At 67.9% G+C, this 16,185-nt stretch carries 12 protein-coding genes; 6 read left to right on the top strand and 6 right to left on the bottom strand.

The features are described 5' to 3' along the window. Positions 1-45: 45 nt before the first annotated feature. On the bottom strand, positions 46-429 hold the full coding sequence (locus ACU4E7_RS09185) for a gamma-butyrobetaine hydroxylase-like domain-containing protein (protein WP_447021325.1): 384 nt from the start codon (positions 427-429) through the stop codon (positions 46-48). 187 nt (positions 430-616) lie between these two features. On the opposite strand from ACU4E7_RS09185, the gene fdxA reads away from it, so the two are divergent. After that, positions 617-952 (top strand): ferredoxin FdxA, encoded by a 336-nt coding sequence (gene fdxA / locus ACU4E7_RS09180; RefSeq protein ID WP_238122049.1) that lies wholly within the window; start codon positions 617-619, stop codon positions 950-952. A gap of 26 nt (positions 953-978) precedes the next feature. Further along, positions 979-1,791 (top strand): ferredoxin--NADP reductase, encoded by an 813-nt coding sequence (locus tag ACU4E7_RS09175; RefSeq protein ID WP_447021324.1) that lies wholly within the window; start codon positions 979-981, stop codon positions 1,789-1,791. A 60-nt stretch (positions 1,792-1,851) separates the two neighbouring features. Here the strand turns inward: ACU4E7_RS09175 and ACU4E7_RS09170 are convergent, their stop codons facing one another. Then, on the bottom strand, positions 1,852-4,089 hold the full coding sequence (locus ACU4E7_RS09170; protein ID WP_447021610.1) for a DNA translocase FtsK: 2,238 nt from the start codon (positions 4,087-4,089) through the stop codon (positions 1,852-1,854). Between the two features lie 1,645 nt (positions 4,090-5,734). On the opposite strand from ACU4E7_RS09170, the gene ACU4E7_RS09165 reads away from it, so the two are divergent. Next, complete coding sequence (locus tag ACU4E7_RS09165; RefSeq protein ID WP_447021323.1) at positions 5,735-6,943, top strand: TIGR03862 family flavoprotein; 1,209 nt, start codon at positions 5,735-5,737, stop codon at positions 6,941-6,943. Between the two features lie 23 nt (positions 6,944-6,966). Here the strand turns inward: ACU4E7_RS09165 and ACU4E7_RS09160 are convergent, their stop codons facing one another. The 3 genes from ACU4E7_RS09160 to ACU4E7_RS09150 all read right to left on the bottom strand — a co-directional run bounded on the left by ACU4E7_RS09160 (position 6,967) and on the right by ACU4E7_RS09150 (position 11,686). Next, complete coding sequence (locus ACU4E7_RS09160; RefSeq protein WP_447021322.1) at positions 6,967-8,094, bottom strand: CobW family GTP-binding protein; 1,128 nt, start codon at positions 8,092-8,094, stop codon at positions 6,967-6,969. 236 nt (positions 8,095-8,330) lie between these two features. Further along, positions 8,331-9,620 (bottom strand): D-alanyl-D-alanine carboxypeptidase family protein, encoded by a 1,290-nt coding sequence (locus ACU4E7_RS09155; RefSeq protein WP_447021321.1) that lies wholly within the window; start codon positions 9,618-9,620, stop codon positions 8,331-8,333. Positions 9,621-9,901: 281 nt separating this feature from the next. Next, positions 9,902-11,686, bottom strand: a complete 1,785-nt coding sequence (locus ACU4E7_RS09150) for a glucan ABC transporter ATP-binding protein/ permease (RefSeq protein WP_447021320.1) — start codon at positions 11,684-11,686, stop codon at positions 9,902-9,904. A 308-nt stretch (positions 11,687-11,994) separates the two neighbouring features. Between ACU4E7_RS09150 and rpmH the strand changes: the two genes are divergently transcribed. From rpmH to yidC, 3 genes are read left to right on the top strand one after another with little or no spacing between them, the layout of a single operon-like run. Beyond that, the gene (rpmH, locus tag ACU4E7_RS09145) at positions 11,995-12,129 is read left to right on the top strand and encodes a 50S ribosomal protein L34 (RefSeq protein WP_238122056.1); all 135 of its coding nucleotides are present in this window, start codon (positions 11,995-11,997) and stop codon (positions 12,127-12,129) included. A gap of 5 nt (positions 12,130-12,134) precedes the next feature. Further along, on the top strand, positions 12,135-12,767 hold the full coding sequence (rnpA, locus tag ACU4E7_RS09140; RefSeq protein ID WP_447021319.1) for a ribonuclease P protein component: 633 nt from the start codon (positions 12,135-12,137) through the stop codon (positions 12,765-12,767). Next, complete coding sequence (gene yidC, locus ACU4E7_RS09135) at positions 12,764-14,581, top strand: membrane protein insertase YidC (protein ID WP_447021318.1); 1,818 nt, start codon at positions 12,764-12,766, stop codon at positions 14,579-14,581. Before rnpA ends, yidC begins: the two co-directional genes overlap by 4 nt. Positions 14,582-14,812: 231 nt before the next feature. On the opposite strand, the gene hemA is transcribed toward yidC, so the two are convergent. Beyond that, positions 14,813-16,096 carry a 5-aminolevulinate synthase gene (gene hemA, locus ACU4E7_RS09130; RefSeq protein WP_238122059.1) on the bottom strand — a complete coding sequence of 428 codons (1,284 nt, stop codon included), beginning with the start codon at positions 16,094-16,096 and terminating at the stop codon, positions 14,813-14,815. Positions 16,097-16,185 lie beyond the last annotated feature (89 nt).

Below are 16,185 nucleotides of genomic sequence, written 5' to 3'. Positions count from 1 at the left end.
TTCCGTGTTCGCGCCGAGTTGAACCGTTCCAAGGACGGCTGTCGGTCAAGGAATTGCATTCGGCTCCGCGGATGGCTCCGCCCCCAGCGCCTTCAACAGCGCCCAGGGGTAAATGCCGCGGTCGTGGCCGTCGGAAAACACCAGGTTGAGGGCATAGCCGCCCAGGAGATGCACGGCGCTCACCGTGAGATCCGCCGCCACCGGCGTCGACAGGCCGGCGAGCCGGGCCCGCCGCGCCCCCGCCGATGGGGAGTGGGCCCGCAGATGCGCCGCGGACAAAACGCTCACCGCGCCATCGGCCCATTGCAGGGTCAGCCGGGTCCGATCCGGCGACAGGCGCACCTCCAGCGGGGAGTCGCACTGCTGGGAAACTGCGGGCTCCGACGAAGGGGAGGAGATGGCGGGAACGGACATAGCGGGGGACGACATGGGGAACGCTCCTTGCTGCCCGGCACGTCACCATGGGCCCCGGCCCTGCGATAGCAACAAGTTGACAGACCCCGCTCCCGGCGCCGGCTAGAGCGATGCTGCGGACATCGGCTCGCGCCCCTTCAGCGGGCCGGCACCGCCTGCGGCACCAACGGCCGCGCCCCTCATCACAGCCCAGGGATCCGCCATGGCCTATGTCGTCACCGAGAACTGCATCCGCTGCAAATACACCGACTGCGTCGAGGTCTGCCCGGTGGACTGCTTCTATGAGGGCGAGAACATGCTCGTCATCAATCCCGACGAATGCATCGATTGCGGCGTGTGCGAGCCCGAATGCCCGGCCGACGCCATCGTCGCCGATACCGATCCCGGTGCCGCGGCGTGGCTGGAGATCAACCGTCGCTACGCGGCCGAATGGCCCTCCATCGCCGCCCGCATCGAGCCCCTGGCCGATGCCGAGGACTGGAACGGGCGTCCCGACAAGCTGCCGCTTCTGAGCGAGAAGGCCGCGCCCGCCCGCTGATCTCCGATACCCGCACGGATGGACCGATGACCCTGCCCCTTCCCGCCTCGGCCCTCGCCGACCAGGCGCCCGATGGCCTCTTCGTGGAGACCGTCACCAGCGTCACCCATTATACGGACCGCCTGTTCCGCTTCCGCACCACGCGGCCGGGCAGCTTCCGCTTCCGCTCCGGCGAGTTCGCCATGATCGGCCTCCTGGCCGCGGGCAAGCCGCTCTACCGGGCCTATTCCATCGCCAGCCCCGCCTGGGCCGATGAATTGGAGTTCTTCTCCATCAAGGTGCCGGACGGCCCCCTCACCTCCCGGCTGCAGCAGATCCGCCCCGGCGACGGGCTATTGCTGCGCAAGAAGGCCACCGGCACCCTGGTGCTCGATGCCCTCACCCCCGGCCGGCGACTCTACATGTTCTCCACCGGCACCGGCATCGCCCCGTTCGCCAGCCTGATCCGCGATCCGCAGACCTATGAGACCTTCGAGGAGGTTATCCTCACCCACACCTGCCGCGAGGTGGGCGAGCTGCAATACGGCTTCGACGTGGTGCGCGAGACCCTGGCCGATCCGCTGGTGGGCGACTATGCCAGCGGCAAGCTGCGCCACTACGCCACTGTCACCCGCGAGGACTACGCCCGGCGCGGCCGCATCACCGATCTCATGGCAAGCGGCGCGCTGTTCGCCGATCTCGGGGTGCCGCCGCTCGATCCGGCGGTGGATCGCGGCATGATCTGCGGCTCCCTCGCCATGCTCCAGGACACCCGCACCCTGCTGCTGGCCGCCGGCCTCAGCGAAGGCGCCAATTCCGCCCCCGGCACCTTCGTGACCGAACGCGCCTTCGCCGAATAGACAAAAAAGGCCGGCCCCGCGGGGCCGGCCTTGCAATGCGAAGAGACGGATCGACCCGCGCTACTCGGGCCGGGAGAAGGAGAGGATCTCGCGCTTGCCGGCGTGGTTGGCCGGGCCGACGATGCCCTCGTTCTCCATCCGCTCCATCAGGCTCGCGGCCTTGTTGTAGCCCACCTGGAGACGGCGCTGGATGTAGGAGGTGGAGGCTTTGCGGTCGCGCAGCACCAGCGCCACCGCCTGGTCGTAGAGGTCGCCGCCGCTCTCGCCCAGCTCGCCCTTGTCGAACACCGCCTCGTCGGCGCCGGCGGCGCCCTCGGCCTCCTCGTCGAGCACCACCTCGTCGAGATAGTCCGGCCCGCCCTGCGCCTTCAGGAAGGCGACGACGTGCTCCACTTCCTGGTCGGAAACGAACGGCCCGTGCACCCGGGTGATCCGTCCGCCGCCCGCCATGAACAGCATATCCCCTTGTCCCAGAAGGGTTTCAGCGCCCATCTCGCCAAGAATGGTGCGGCTGTCGATCTTGGAGGTCACCTGGAACGAGATGCGGGTGGGGAAATTGGCCTTGATGGTGCCGGTGATGACATCCACCGAGGGCCGCTGGGTGGCCATGACGAGATGGATGCCGGCGGCCCGGGCCATCTGCGCAAGCCTTTGAATTGCCCCTTCAATTTCCTTTCCAGCCACCATCATCAGGTCGGCCATCTCATCGACGATGATGACGATGTAGGGCAGCGCGGCGAGGTCCATCTCCTGCTCTTCATAGAGCACCTCGCCACTCTCCTTGTCGAACCCCACCTGCACCTGCCGGGTGATGATCTCGCCCTTCTCCCGCGCCTCCGCCATCCGGGCGTTGTAGCCATCGATATTGCGCACCGCGAGCCGCGCCATCTTGTGGTAGCGATCCTCCATCTCCTTCACCGCCCACTTCAGGGCGATGATGGCCTTCTTCGGGTCGGTCACCACCGGGGTGAGGAGGTGCGGAATCCCTTCATAAATAGAGAGTTCCAGCATCTTGGGGTCGATCATGATGAGCCGGCAGGCATCCGGCGTGTGCCGGTAGAGCAGGCTCAGGATCATGGTGTTGATGGCCACCGACTTGCCCGAACCGGTGGTGCCGGCCACCAGGAGATGGGGCATGCGGGCGAGATCGGCGATCACCGGCTCGCCGCCAATGGTCTTGCCGAGGCAGATACCAAGCTTGGTGCGGGCCTCGGCGAACTCGTGGCTGTCCAGCAGCTCGCGCAGCCACACGGTTTCGCGCCGGCGGTTCGGCAGCTCGATGCCGATGACATTGCGCCCTTCCACCACCGCCACGCGGGCCGACACCGCGCTCATGGAGCGGGCGATATCGGGCGCCAGGCCGATGACGCGCGAAGACTTCACGCCCCGCGCCGGCTCGAACTCATAGAGCGTCACCACCGGACCCGGATTGGCGTCGATCACCTCGCCGCGAATGCCGAAATCGCGCAGGATCTGCTGCAGCACGGACGAGCTCTGGTCGAGGAACTCCTCGGACATCTCGAAGTCCGGCTCCACCTCCGGCGGCTCGCGCAGGAGGTCGATGGCGGGCAATTCGTAGCGCCCGTTCGGTGCCTCGCTTACCACGGGAACCGGCAGCTGAGCGGCCGGCAGGGCCGGCACCGGTACCTCCTCCACCGGAACCGGCACGAGCGTATCCATCGCCGCCGGCTCGGGCTCCACCGGCGTGCCGAGGACATGGGCGCGAATGCTCTGCTGATAGGGCTGCCAGGAGAAATGGGCGGTGATCACCGGCGCGTCGGCCACCGGCTCAGGCTCGGCCTCCGCCACCACCGGGGCCAGATCCTGCTCACCCACGGCAGGAAGAGCGAGGCGCCCCACCACAATCAGCCGGGTCAGCGGCACGAGATGGGCCGGCGCGCGCTCCTCGTCCAACGTCATGGCCACTGGCTCTTCCGGCAGCGCCGCGACCGCCTCCAACGCCTCGGTAGCGCGCCGCAAAAGCGCATCGTCCAACGGTTCCACGGCAAAGGAGGCGAGCCCAGCACCGTCGCTCATGAGGGTCCCGTGCCCCACAAGGTCCTCTTCCACGATCGTCATACCCTCAATGCGCTCCCATGCGGCGTCAGCGGCCTGCGCTTCACCCGCAGGCATAGCCTCGTCATCCGCGGCGGGATCGACCGGCTGCAGCACGTCCGCAGCCATCTCCAGGCCGGCGGCACTGAGACTGTCGAGCGGCGGCGTCACGCACAGATCGGTATCGCCCCAGGCCTCGGTCGCGTCCGAGGCCGCGTCGCCGGCCATTGCGTCGGCGGCCATTGCGTCGGCGGCAACGGGCTCGCTCTCGGTGGGCGAAGCCGCCACCGGCGCGGGCGCGCCCCCCTCTCCGTCGGTCACGAACACCGCCTCGGGCAGGTCCTGAACCGGGTCCGCATTGAGGATCCCGCCCATCGGCTCGGCGTGGGCGACGGGCGCGACATCATCTGAGAGCACGGACGCCTGCTCCATCTCCGCCGGCGGCGGCTCCATAGCGGACGCCGCATCGGGATGCAGGGTCGGACTGACCACCTCGCTCCAGCCCATCACTGCCCCCGTTCCATTGGACAGCGGCAGATCCGACACCCCAGCGGACATCTCCAAGAGTGCGGGCAGAGACGGGTCGGGCATGGCCGGTTCGGACATGGAGGGCTCGGGCATGGCCGGGAGCGGCGCATCCCAGGCCGGAGCTTCCGGAGCCGGGCCCACCATTTCAGCTTCGGTGCCGATGACCGGCTCTTGCGGCGCCACGGACCACATGACGTCTCCGGCCTCCGCCGGCATCTCCGCCCCGCCGGGGCCATCGCAGGAGAGCGACGCGGGCGGCCACCCGACGAGGGCCGGCGCATCGGCCCAGTCGTCGACGATAACCCGGCTCGCATCCATCGGCCCGAATGGCCCCTGGGGTTCGAGACCGCCAGGCGCCGCGACCGGCGACGCCTCAACGGGCCCGGCGCTGGGGGAGAAGGCCTCCGAAGCGAAGCCCGTGTCGGTGCCCCAATCAGCCCCGGGCGAGACGTCCGCAGCCTGCGGCTCAAACGGCTCGCTTTCAAAGGTCACGCGCGTCTCGATGCCATTCTCATCGACGCTCCAGCCCTGCGGCTCGGACAGCGCGAACGCGCCCGTGCCATCAAGGCTCTCTGCTCCCAAAACCTCCTGCCACTCTCCCTGCCGCGTGCCCTCGCGGGCGGCGCGCAAGGCCGGCAGATCGGCCAAGGCATTCTCCAGGGCTTCGAGATCGGCCTTCACCCCGGGCACGGGAACCCGCTCCTCCTCCGGATCGACGGGCGTCTCCAGGAAATGCCAGGAAGCCCCGCCGATGCCGAAGCTGGGGATGGGCTGCGGCTCCTCCGGCGGACGCAGCAGGTGGTCCGGCGTCCGGGTGAACCGGGTGTTCTGGTCGAGCGTGAAGGGGCGCAGCCAGCTCGGCACGAAATCCGCATTGATCCAGCTATGGACCGTGGATTCGCCCGATTCCCCGGGAAAGGCATCCGGGTTCTCCTCCTCCGAGACCAGGAGCGAGGGGAAATTGACCATTCTCGGAGGCTGGTTCGAAGAAGACATGGATTGAAACCTACAGCTACGCGGCACCCCTCAAGGGATAGGCACCCGACCTTAAAAGGAGGTTTCAGGAACCTGATCGCGACACCAGCAGGTCGCCGCATTGTGCATGAATGGCTGCCACGGCGGGGCTCCCCAGCCGCAACCGTGCACAGATGCCCCCGCCCCTCGACCTGCCTTGAAGGGCCGGGTGCAAGGATCGACCTCTTCCCAAGGGGAAATCTTCCCGTGACATCCCCGCTTACCGTCTTGGGCGGCCCGCCATGACGGATCATACTCTTCCGCCGAATCGCCCGGCGGCGCAGTGCCTGCCGCGCGATGTCTTGCCGTACGCCTCCGCCCCTCACGAGAAGACGCCTGCCCCGTCATGGCCCCAGCATCCATCGCCGTCATCGGCGCCGGCCCCGCCGGACTCGCCGCCGCCGAACGTCTTTCCGCCGCGGGCCTCGCCGTCCAGCTCTATGACCGCATGCCCTCGCCGGCCCGCAAGTTCCTGATGGCCGGGCGCGGTGGCCTCAACCTCACCCATTCCGAGCCCCGCGACCTTTTCCTCTCCCGCTACGGCGACGCCGCACCGCGGCTGGAAGGCGCCTTGCGCACCTTCCAGCCGGAGGATCTGCGCCGCTGGGCCGCAGACCTCGGCGAACCCACCTTCGTCGGCAGCAGCGGCCGGGTCTTTCCCGAAAGCTTCAAGGCGAGCCCCCTACTGCGGGCGTGGTTGGCGCGCCTCACCACCCAGGGGGTTCAACTGCACCCGCGCCACAGCTGGAATGGCTGGACCGATGACGGGCGGCTGAGCTTCACCACCCCCGACGGCCCGCTGGACGTCACCGCCGACGCCACCATTCTGGCCCTGGGTGGGGCCTCCTGGCCCCGCCTCGGTTCCGATGGCGGCTGGGTGGCGCGCGTGCGGGAAGTGGGCGTGAGCGTCCACGACCTCACCGCCGCCAACATGGGCGTGCACCTCGCCTGGTCCGACCTGTTCCGCGAGCGCTTCGCCGGCACGCCCTTGAAGCGCATCGCCCTCACCTGCGGGCGGGACAGTGTGCGCGGGGAAGCGGTGATCACCGCGGAAGGCCTGGAGGGCGGCGTGGTCTATGCCCTGTCCCGCACCATTCGGGCGGCTCTGCGGCATGGCCCGACCACCCTGCGGATCGACCTGCGGCCCGATCTGCCCCTGGAGACCCTCCATGCGCGGCTCACGGCGGCACCCAAGAAGCTCTCCTTCGCCAATCTCATGCGGAAGGCGGCCGGCCTTTCCCTGGGCGCCGCCGGCCTGGTGCGGGAAGCCGCCGGCGCCGACCGCCCCGGCGATCCGATGGCCCTGGCCCAACTCATCAAGGCGGTGCCACTGCCGCTCACCGGCGCCGCCGGCATCACCCGCGCCATCTCCAGTGCCGGCGGCATCGCCTGGGACGAGATCTGCCCCGACTATCAACTGAAGCACAAACCCGGCGTGTTCGCCTGCGGTGAGATGCTCGATTGGGACGCGCCCACCGGGGGCTATCTGCTGCAGGCCTGCTTTTCTACCGGACGGGCCGCCGCCGAGGGGGTCATCGCCTACCTCGGCGCCTGAGCAGGCAGTGCGTGGCCCGCGCCTCAGCGCAGGCCGGGGGGCGCCAGAGGATTGTCGGCAAGAGCCGCGCCATCCGGCGCATCCACTTCCGGCACGCCGAGAAAGGCGTTGAACAGCCGCTCGATCACCTTGGGGTCGAGATCACGCACGATCATCACGAGGCGGGTGCGATGGTCGTCGTCCGGCCAGGCCGCCAGCCGCGCCGGCGGGTGTAGCACATGCTGCACACCATGCAGCACCACCGGTGTCTGCGGCTCCTCCTTCACCTTCACGATGCCCTTCAGGCGCAGCAGATTGGCGCCATGGGTGGCGCGCAGCAGCTCCAGGAACAGATCGAGAGTGGCCGCCGGAATCGCCGCATCAGTGGCGAGGGTGAAGGCGCGGATGCGATTGTCATGGCGGTTGGGATCGGCGTTCGCCACGGCGGGCGCCACCGCCGCCACCGCCTCGGCGGCGAGCCAGCGGCCCACATCCGGGATCTTGGCCGAAGGATCATAGAGGCCGGCATTCAAGAGATTCGCGGCGTTCGCCGCATCGACCTTGAGCAATGTCGCACCTGGCGCGAGCCGGTGCAGGCGATCTTTGAGCGCATCCAGGCGGGCGCGGTCCTCCGCGGTGACCATCAGATCGGTCTTGGTGAGTACCAGCCGATCCGCCATGGCGGCCTGCTTCACCGCCTCCTCATGGCCGTCGAGGGTGGCCGCGCCATTCACCGCATCCACCACGCACACGAGCCCGTCGAGCCGGTAGCGCAGGGCGAGGTAGGGATGCGTCATCAGCGTGTGCAGCACCGGCGCCGGATCAGCAAGGCCCGTGGTCTCGATGATGACGCGGGAAAAAGGCGGCAGGCGGTCATTGTCGCGGCCGCGCAGCAGATCCTCCAGTGCCGCCACCAGGTCCCCGCGCACCGTGCAGCACAGGCAGCCCGAGGACAGCATGACGATGCCCTCCTCCACCGGCCGGACGAACAGATGATCGAGACCGATCTCGCCAAACTCGTTGATCAGCACCGCCGTATCCGCCAGCGCCGGGTCCGCCAGCAGCTTATTGAGCAGGCTGGTCTTGCCCGCCCCGAGAAAGCCGGTGAGCACGGTGACCGGGATGGGAGCGGGCGGACCACGCCGGGGCGTTTGGGTGGAAGAGGCAGGCATCGGCTAACCGGAACGACGGCCCGCCCACGCCGGGTCGCGCGCAATCGCCGCCGGTCGGACCTGTCTTGATCAAGAAACGAGGGCGCTTCCCGCTCCCCATGGACACACCACCCGCGCGTGGGGTGCGCCGCAACTCTAGAGCACGTTCATCCGCCCTTGAAGAGCCGACAGGACACCCACCCCACACCTTCCCAGCCGGGAACCGGCCGGTCGCGTCCGAGGCCCCCGCGGCGCGGTCAGTTGCCGGCGCGCGCGGCGCCGTCGCCCACCGCAGCCGATGCACTCGGCTTGGGCTTGGGCTTCGGCTTGGGTGCCACATTGGCGGCGACCGGCTTGGCGCCCGTCGTTTTCGCACCCGTCCCCTTGGCATTGTCGGGCTTTCCTCCGCCCGGCTTGGATCCGGAGGTCTTTGCGGAGGGTTTGGCCGAGGGCTTGGCTGTGACGGTCCGCGTCTTCGAGGGCTCCGAGCGCGCCACAGCCGTATCGGGATCCTGCGGCGCGTTGCGGGTGCCCACATAGACCGGGATCGGCGCCATGGACGGCGGCAGGGTCTGCAACAGGTCGGCCCCCGAACGGGGCGCGGGATTGCCGGCCGTCAGGGCGAAGGAGATGGCGTTGGCGGCGACACCACTCGGGCTGTCGTCATCCTCCGAGGCCGTCTCCATTTTCTTGCCGCCACACACATAGGGCTTCATGTCGAACGGCTCGCCGCCCTGGTTCTGGATCGACGACACCGTCGGCGCAGCCGCGCCGAAGATGCCCCAGGACGACTGGAATCCCTTTTCCAGCAGCAGCGCCGCTTCCTCGGACCGGGCGCGGCCCGAGCGGGCACCGAGCACCACGGCGATCAGCCGCTTGTTGCCGCGGGTGGCGGTGGCCACCAGATTGTAGCCCGACCCGCACACGAAGCCGGTCTTCATGCCGTCGGCCCCGGGATAGCGGTCGATCAGCCGGTTATAGTTGCGCAGCACCCGCTTGCCGATCTTGATGGCCGGAATGCGGAACAGCATCTCGTGTTCGGGGAAGTGATAGATGAGCGCCCGCGCCAGGATGGCCAGATCCCGGGCGGTGGTCACCTGCCCCGGGTTCGGCAGGCCATTGGGATTTTCATAATGGGTGCCGGTCATGCCCAGGTGCACGGCGGTGGCGTTCATCTCGGCGATGAAGTTCGGCAGCGAACCGCCCACACCTTCCGCCACCACCATGGCCATGTCGTTGGCCGACTTCACCATGACCATCTTCAGGGCATTATCGAGGGTGACCACGGTGCCCGGCTGGAAGCCCATCTTGGAGGGCTGCTGCGAGGCCGCCAGCGCCGACACGGTCAATGGCGAATCCATGGTGAGGCGACCGGTGCGCACCGCATTGAGCGCCACATAGACGGTCATCAGCTTGGTGACGGAGGCGGGATACCACGCCTTGCCGGCGTCCTGCTGCTCCAGCACCCGGCCGGTGTCGGCCTCCACCAGCAGCACCGGATTGGCGCGCGCCGCGCCAGCACCCGCCACCGCAGAAGCCAGCAGCACAAGCGAAAACAACCCCGTGGCGCGAACCGCCACGCGACCGACCCGCATACGCCATGCGGCCAGAAGGGATTTCGAGCGCGCCAACCGATTCCGCTCCCGTGTTGGAAGGAGGCCCCCGCCTGAACACCCCCTTCCTAACCGGTTTCGCAGTCGCGGAAAAGACGAATCCCGCTCCCGCACCGAGAAAGGCCCATCAACGCAGCACCCGCGGCGCGGCGAAGCCCGCCACATTCTTGCCGAATTCTAAGCAAGCCTGCGAAAGTCTTGGTTGTGGCCGGGGTTCAGGTCTCCACCACCGAGCCATTCACCTGGCTCGCCGGCGTCATGAACTGGGCGCGGGCCAGCTCCGCGAAGCGTCCGCCCAGGCGGACCAGATCCTCGAAGGCCCCCTCCTCCACCACACGGCCGTGCTCGAACACCAGGATGCGATCGGCATTGCGCACGGTGGCCAGGCGGTGGGCGATGACGAAGGTGGTGCGGCCTTTCATCACCTCGTCGAGCGCCGCCTGCACCTTGGCTTCGGTCGCCGCATCGAGGGCGCTGGTGGCCTCGTCGAGAATGAGGATGGGTGGGTTCTTCAGCAACGCCCGGGCGATGGACAGCCGCTGGCGCTCACCACCGGACAGCGCCCGCCCGCGCTCACCCACCATAGCCCGCAAACCAAGCGGGTTGCGCTCCACCAGTTCCAGGGCCTGGGCCCGCGCCAGCGCCTCCCGCAGTTCGGCTTCGGTGGCATCGGGCTTGCCGACCCTGAGATTGTCCTCGATGGAGCGGTTGAACAGCAGCGGCTCCTGGAACACCACGCCGATGCTCTGGCGCAGCGACGACAAGGTCGCGTCCCGGATATCCATGCCATCGATGCGGATGGCACCCGATTGCGGATCGAACACCCGGTGCAGCAGCGCGAGCGCCGTAGATTTGCCGGCCCCGGTGGTGCCCACGAAGGCGAAGGTCTGCCCCGGCGCCGCGTGGAACGACACATCCTCCACCGCCGGCCGCTTGCCGTCGTAGGAAAAGGACACATCGTCGAACACCACATCGCCCTTCACCGCCGTCAGCGGCCGGGCGCCGGGCCGGTCGCGCACCGCGCCCACGGTATCCAGCACATCGAAGAACTGGGCGAGTTGCGGCGCCGCCATCATCAGCCGATTGAAGAAGCTCACCGTGTGTTCGAGCCGGCCAATCAGCATGTTGGCGAAGGCCACATAGGTCACGATGTCGCCGATGCGGGCGAGGCCATGCACGTAGAGCCAGGTGCCGATCAGCAGGATGGCGAGGATGGTCAAGGTGGTGGCCGCCCGCGTCGCCATCGACACCGCAGCCCACCACGACAACACCGGAATCTGCACCGCCAGCACCCGGTTGACCGTATCACGCAGGCCGCCCACCTCCGCCTCGACGCGGGTATAGCTCTGGATCACCGCCACATTGCCCAGCGCGTCCGAGGTCTGCTCGGCGAGGTCGGAATTATATTCCTCCACCTCCCGCTGCATGGTCTCAGTGCGGCGGATGACGTAGCCGGTGACGATGCCGAACACCACCATGAGGGCGATCAGCACGAGGCCCAGCCGCCAGTTGATCCAGATGCCCACGGGCACCAGGACCACCAGCGAGATGATGGCGGCGCAATCCTCGCGGAAGAAGGAGAGCCACAGGCCCCACAAGGCGTCCACGCCCTCCAGCATCACCTTGAGCAGGCGGCCGGAATGGGTCTCGCCATGAAACGCCAGCGGCAATTGCAGCACGTGCTCGAAATACTGCGCCAGCACCCCCAGCCGGCGCCGGTGCGACAGACGGTCCGCATGCAGCGAGATCAGCACGCCGGCGCCGATGTTGAACAGGCCGAACCCCACCCAGGCGGCGAGCAGCGGCGCGAGATCGTGAAAGGTGGGCAGCTGCGAAGCCGCCTGCGCCGCCGCCAGCGTATCGATGATGCGGCCGAACAGGATGGGCTCGGCGAACTGGGCGATGGCCAGAGCCAGATTGGACAGGGCCAGCACCATGCCCATACGGGCCTGCGGGCCCAGCAACGCAAGGGTGCGAATATAGACGCGAACGAGACTCATGGTCGGTCCCCAAGACTGGTGCCCAGATGATCCGACGCCCGCGCCGCGCACAAGGGGCTGCGCGCAACCACCCACGCCTATCTACCTGCCGTAAGGTTGCCCGGCGGTGTGACCCATCGGGATGCGCGCCGGCGATTGACGGACGCGAGCCCGCCCCCTATAAGCCTGCCCAACTCAGGCGGCGCCGGCGGCCGGAGCCCAGCGGATATTTGCGTGCCGTGTTCGCCTTGCATGAAGGTGGAACGACCCGTCAAGCCGCCCCGGGGTCCAACGTCCCGTCGCGATCACACCAATCCGGAGAATGACCCGTGAAGCGCACCTATCAACCCAGCAAGCTCGTGCGCAAGCGTCGCCACGGCTTCCGTGCGCGCATGGCGACCCGCAACGGCCGCAAGGTCATCGCCGCCCGCCGCGCCCAGGGCCGCAAGCGCCTGTCCGCCTGAGCGCGGTGCGCCGCGGAGGCCACCCGATCGTGGATCGACTCCGCAAACGCCGCGATTTCGTGGCCGCAGCCAAAGCGTTGCGGGCGGGCGTGCCCTGTTTCCTGATGCAGGGCCGCGATCGCGGCGACGGCGGTGATGTCCGTATCGGCTTCACCGTGACCAAAAAAACCGGCAACGCGGTGGTGCGTAATCGCATCCGCCGCCGTTTGCGTGAGGCGGTGCGGGGTGTCGTGCCCGCCGCTGGACGCGCCGGACATGATTATGTCCTGGTCGCCCGCGAGGCTGCCCTTCACGCCCCCTTCGAGACCCTCGTGGGCGAGGTGGAACGGGCGCTGCGCAAGCTCCATGATCCCACCCGCCCGCCGGTGCGCCCCAAGGCGGCACGCTCCAAGGGGGCAAACAGCGCATCCGGGCGCCCGGCCGCGACGCCCGGCGCGGCGCCGCCCGGCCGCCCGCCGCGATCCGTTCCACGCGACGCGCTGGCCGCGGCGCCGGACGACCAAGCAGCACGGCTCCACATTCGGGACACCGCAGACGCCACGGCCTCCGGCCGCAGCGCCGCCACGTCCCCTGAAACCACCGCCCCTTCGATTTCCGACCCCAAGGCGGGTTCCGCCGACGGAGGCCATCCGGCATGAGTGACAATCGCAATATGATCATCGCCATCGTTGCATCGGTGGCGATCCTCATCGGCTGGCAATATTTCTTCGGCATTCCGCAAGCGGAACGGCAGCGCCAGGCCGCCGAGCAGCAGCGCGTGACCGAACAGGCGGCGCCCGCCGCCGCGCCGGGAACCGCGAGCCCCGCGCCGGCGCCGGGAGCCGTGCCCCAGGCCGCCGGCACGCCCGTCACCAAGCCGCTGACCCGCGAGCAGGCGATCGCCGCGACCCCCCGCGCCCTCATCGAGACGCCCCGCCTCAAAGGCTCCGTTTCGCTCAAGGGCGGCCGGGTGGATGACCTGCTGCTCACGGAATACCACGAGACCGTGGACCCCAAGAGCCCGAACATCATTCTCCTGTCGCCCTCCGGCGCGCCGCACCCCTTCTATGCGGAATTCGGCTGGGCCTCTGCCGCCGGCACCACCGCCAAGGTGCCCGGCCCCGACACGTTGTGGGCCTCCAACGGCGGCAAGCTTACCCCCACGACGCCCCTGGTGCTGACCTGGGACAATGGCGAGGGCCTCACCTTCCGCCGCACCTTCACGGTGGACGACCATTACATGTTCGCCGTGAAGGACGAGGTGGAGAACAAAGCCGGCAGCCCGGTCACCCTCTACCCCTATGCCCTGGTCTCCCGCCACGGCCTGCCGCAGGTCGCCGGCTATTACATCCTGCATGAAGGCCTCATCGGCGTGCTCGGCGACAACGGCCTGCAGGAAGTGACCTACGCCAAGATGGACAAGGAGAAGCCGCTCACCTTCTCCGCCACCGGCGGCTGGCTCGGCATCACCGACAAATATTGGGCAGCCACCGTCATTCCCGACCAGTCGGTCAAGGTGGATGCCAAATTCTCAAGCGCGACGGTGGGGGGCACCCCCACCTTCCAGGCGGACTTCCTGGCTGCGCCCAAGACCATCGAGCCGGGCGCCTCCACCACCTCGTCCTCGCAGCTGTTCGCAGGCGCCAAGGTGGTGCAGGTGGTCGACGGATATGAGCGCACTTACAAGATCGACCGCTTCGACCTGTTGATCGACTGGGGCTGGTTCTACTTCATCACCAAGCCTCTGTTCCTGGCCATCGACTGGATCTACAAGCTGGTCGGCAACTTCGGCGTCGCCATCCTGATCGTGACGGTGATTCTGAAGCTGGTGTTCTTCCCGCTGGCCAACAAATCCTACGCCTCCATGGCGAAGATGAAGGCCGTGCAGCCCGAGCTCACCGCCATCCGCGAACGCTACGCCGACGACAAGGTGAAGCAGCAGCAGGCGATGATGGAGCTGTACAAGAAGGAGAAGATCAACCCGGTGGCGGGCTGCCTGCCCATCGTCATCCAGATCCCGGTGTTCTTCGCCCTCTACAAGGTGCTGTTCGTGACCATCGAGATGCGGCACGCGCCGTTCTTCGGCTGGATCCACGATCTGTCGGCGCCCGACCCGACCACCATCTTCAACCTGTTCGGCCTGATCCCCTGGGATCCGGCGACGGTGCCCGTCATCGGTGCCTATCTCATGCTGGGCGCCTGGCCCATCATCATGGGCATCACCATGTGGGTGCAGATGAAGCTGAACCCGGCCCCGCCGGACCCGACCCAGCAGGCCATCTTCAACTGGATGCCCATCATCTTCACCTTCATGCTGGCCCACTTCGCCGCCGGCCTGGTGATCTACTGGGCCTGGAACAACACCCTCTCGGTGGCCCAGCAGGCGCTCATCATGAAGCGCCACGGGGTGAAGATCGAGCTGTGGGACAACATCAGAGGGGTCTTCAAAAGGAAGACGCCCGCCAAGGGCTGATCGCCCGCAGAAGCAGTTCACGCCGCCGGCCCGCGCCGGCGGCGTTTTCATGTCCGGCCCCTCGTATGGAGAAGCCGGCCACCGCCTGCGGAACCTCTCAGCCGGGCGCGCTCATTCCGAAGCCGAGCGCCGCCGCCTCCGCGCCCCACCACGCAAGGCGAAAGCCAGCCCAAACAAAAATGCCCCGGACCAAGCCGGGGCATTTCGACACGTCGAATCTGAACGGGCGAATCAGCCCCCCGCCACCGGCAGCGGGATCGGCGCCGGGCCGAGAGCCACGCGGCGCGAATCCGGCCGCTCGATCACCCGGTCCGCATAGGGCAGCTCCAGGCGCTCCCACACATCCGACAAAGCCTTCGCCAGATGGGCGATCAGCGCGTCGTCATGGAATGGGGTCGGGGTGATGCGCAGCCGCTCGGTGCCGCGCGGCACGGTGGGGTAATTGATGGGCTGGATATAGATGCCGTATTCGGCCAGCAGCAGGTCGCTGGCCATCTTGCAGGCCTTGGCATCGCCCACCATCACCGGAACGATGTGGGTGGGGGTGTCCATCTGCGGCAGGCCGGCGGCGGCCAGTGCCGCCTTCACCTTGGCCACCTGGGCGCGCTGGCCCTCACGCTCCGCCTGGGAGTCCTTGAGGTGGCGCACGGACGCCGCAGCCGCGGCCGCGATGGCCGGCGGCAAGGCGGTGGTGAAGATGAAGCCGGGCGCATAGGAACGCACCGCGTCGATAAGCACGCGCTTGCCGGTGATATAGCCGCCAACCACGCCGAACGCCTTGCCAAGGGTCCCCTCGATGACGTCGATGCGGTGCATCACGCCTTCCTGCTCGGCCACGCCGCCGCCCCGCGCGCCGTACATGCCCACGGCATGCACCTCGTCGAGATAGGTCATGGCGCCGTACTTCTCCGCGAGATCGCAGATGCCGGCCATGGGGGAGATATCCCCATCCATGGAATAGACGCTCTCGAAGGCGATCAGCTTCGGCCGGTCACCCGCCGCCTTCAGCAGCTCTTCGAGATGGTCGAGGTCGTTGTGGCGGAAGATGGCCTTCTGCCGGCCGCCGTGGCGCACGCCCTCGATCATGGAATTGTGGTTGAGCTCGTCGGACAGCACCACGCAATCGGGAATGAGCTTCACGATGGTGGAGATGCCGGTGTCGTTGGAGATGTAGCCGGAGGTGAAGACCAGCCCCTGCTCCTTGCCGTGCAGATCGGCAAGCTCGCGCTCCAGCGTCACGATCTCGTGGCTGTTGCCGGAGATGTTGCGGGTGCCGCCAGCACCGGCGCCGCGCTCCTGGGCAGCGGCGCACATGGCCTCGATCACCTTCGGATGGCTGCCCATGCCGAGATAATCGTTGGAGCACCACACCACGATGTCGCGGGGGCCGCCGGGCGAATGCCAGACCGCGCGGGGGAAATGGTGCGCATCACGCTCGATCTCGGCGAAGGTGCGATAGCGGCGCTCCTTGCGCAGAGCGTCGATGGCGTCGGCGAAGAAATGATCGTAATTCATTCCGGACCCTGCAGACGGCGCGGACCGCGGGCGAACGATCCTGCGTTCTTTTCATCTTTATAGTTTCACCTTGCGCCTTGAATTGACGC

Source organism: Xanthobacter sp. ZOL 2024 (assembly GCF_052932325.1).
Note: the sequence above shows the minus strand (reverse complement) of the source record. Positions and strands in the feature narration are given on the sequence as shown.

Coding starts and splice junctions, on each gene's coding strand:
- ACU4E7_RS09165 (WP_447021323.1), top strand. CDS start 5,735: ATGGCCCCAGCATCCATCGCCGTCATCGGCGCCGGCCCCGCCGGACTC.
- ACU4E7_RS09185 (WP_447021325.1), bottom strand. CDS start 429: ATGTCGTCCCCCGCTATGTCCGTTCCCGCCATCTCCTCCCCTTCGTCG.
- hemA (WP_238122059.1), bottom strand. CDS start 16,096: ATGAATTACGATCATTTCTTCGCCGACGCCATCGACGCTCTGCGCAAG.
- yidC (WP_447021318.1), top strand. CDS start 12,764: ATGAGTGACAATCGCAATATGATCATCGCCATCGTTGCATCGGTGGCG.
- ACU4E7_RS09175 (WP_447021324.1), top strand. CDS start 979: ATGACCCTGCCCCTTCCCGCCTCGGCCCTCGCCGACCAGGCGCCCGAT.
- fdxA (WP_238122049.1), top strand. CDS start 617: ATGGCCTATGTCGTCACCGAGAACTGCATCCGCTGCAAATACACCGAC.
- ACU4E7_RS09160 (WP_447021322.1), bottom strand. CDS start 8,094: ATGCCTGCCTCTTCCACCCAAACGCCCCGGCGTGGTCCGCCCGCTCCC.
- ACU4E7_RS09170 (WP_447021610.1), bottom strand. CDS start 4,089: ATGGCCGCCGACGCAATGGCCGGCGACGCGGCCTCGGACGCGACCGAG.
- ACU4E7_RS09150 (WP_447021320.1), bottom strand. CDS start 11,686: ATGAGTCTCGTTCGCGTCTATATTCGCACCCTTGCGTTGCTGGGCCCG.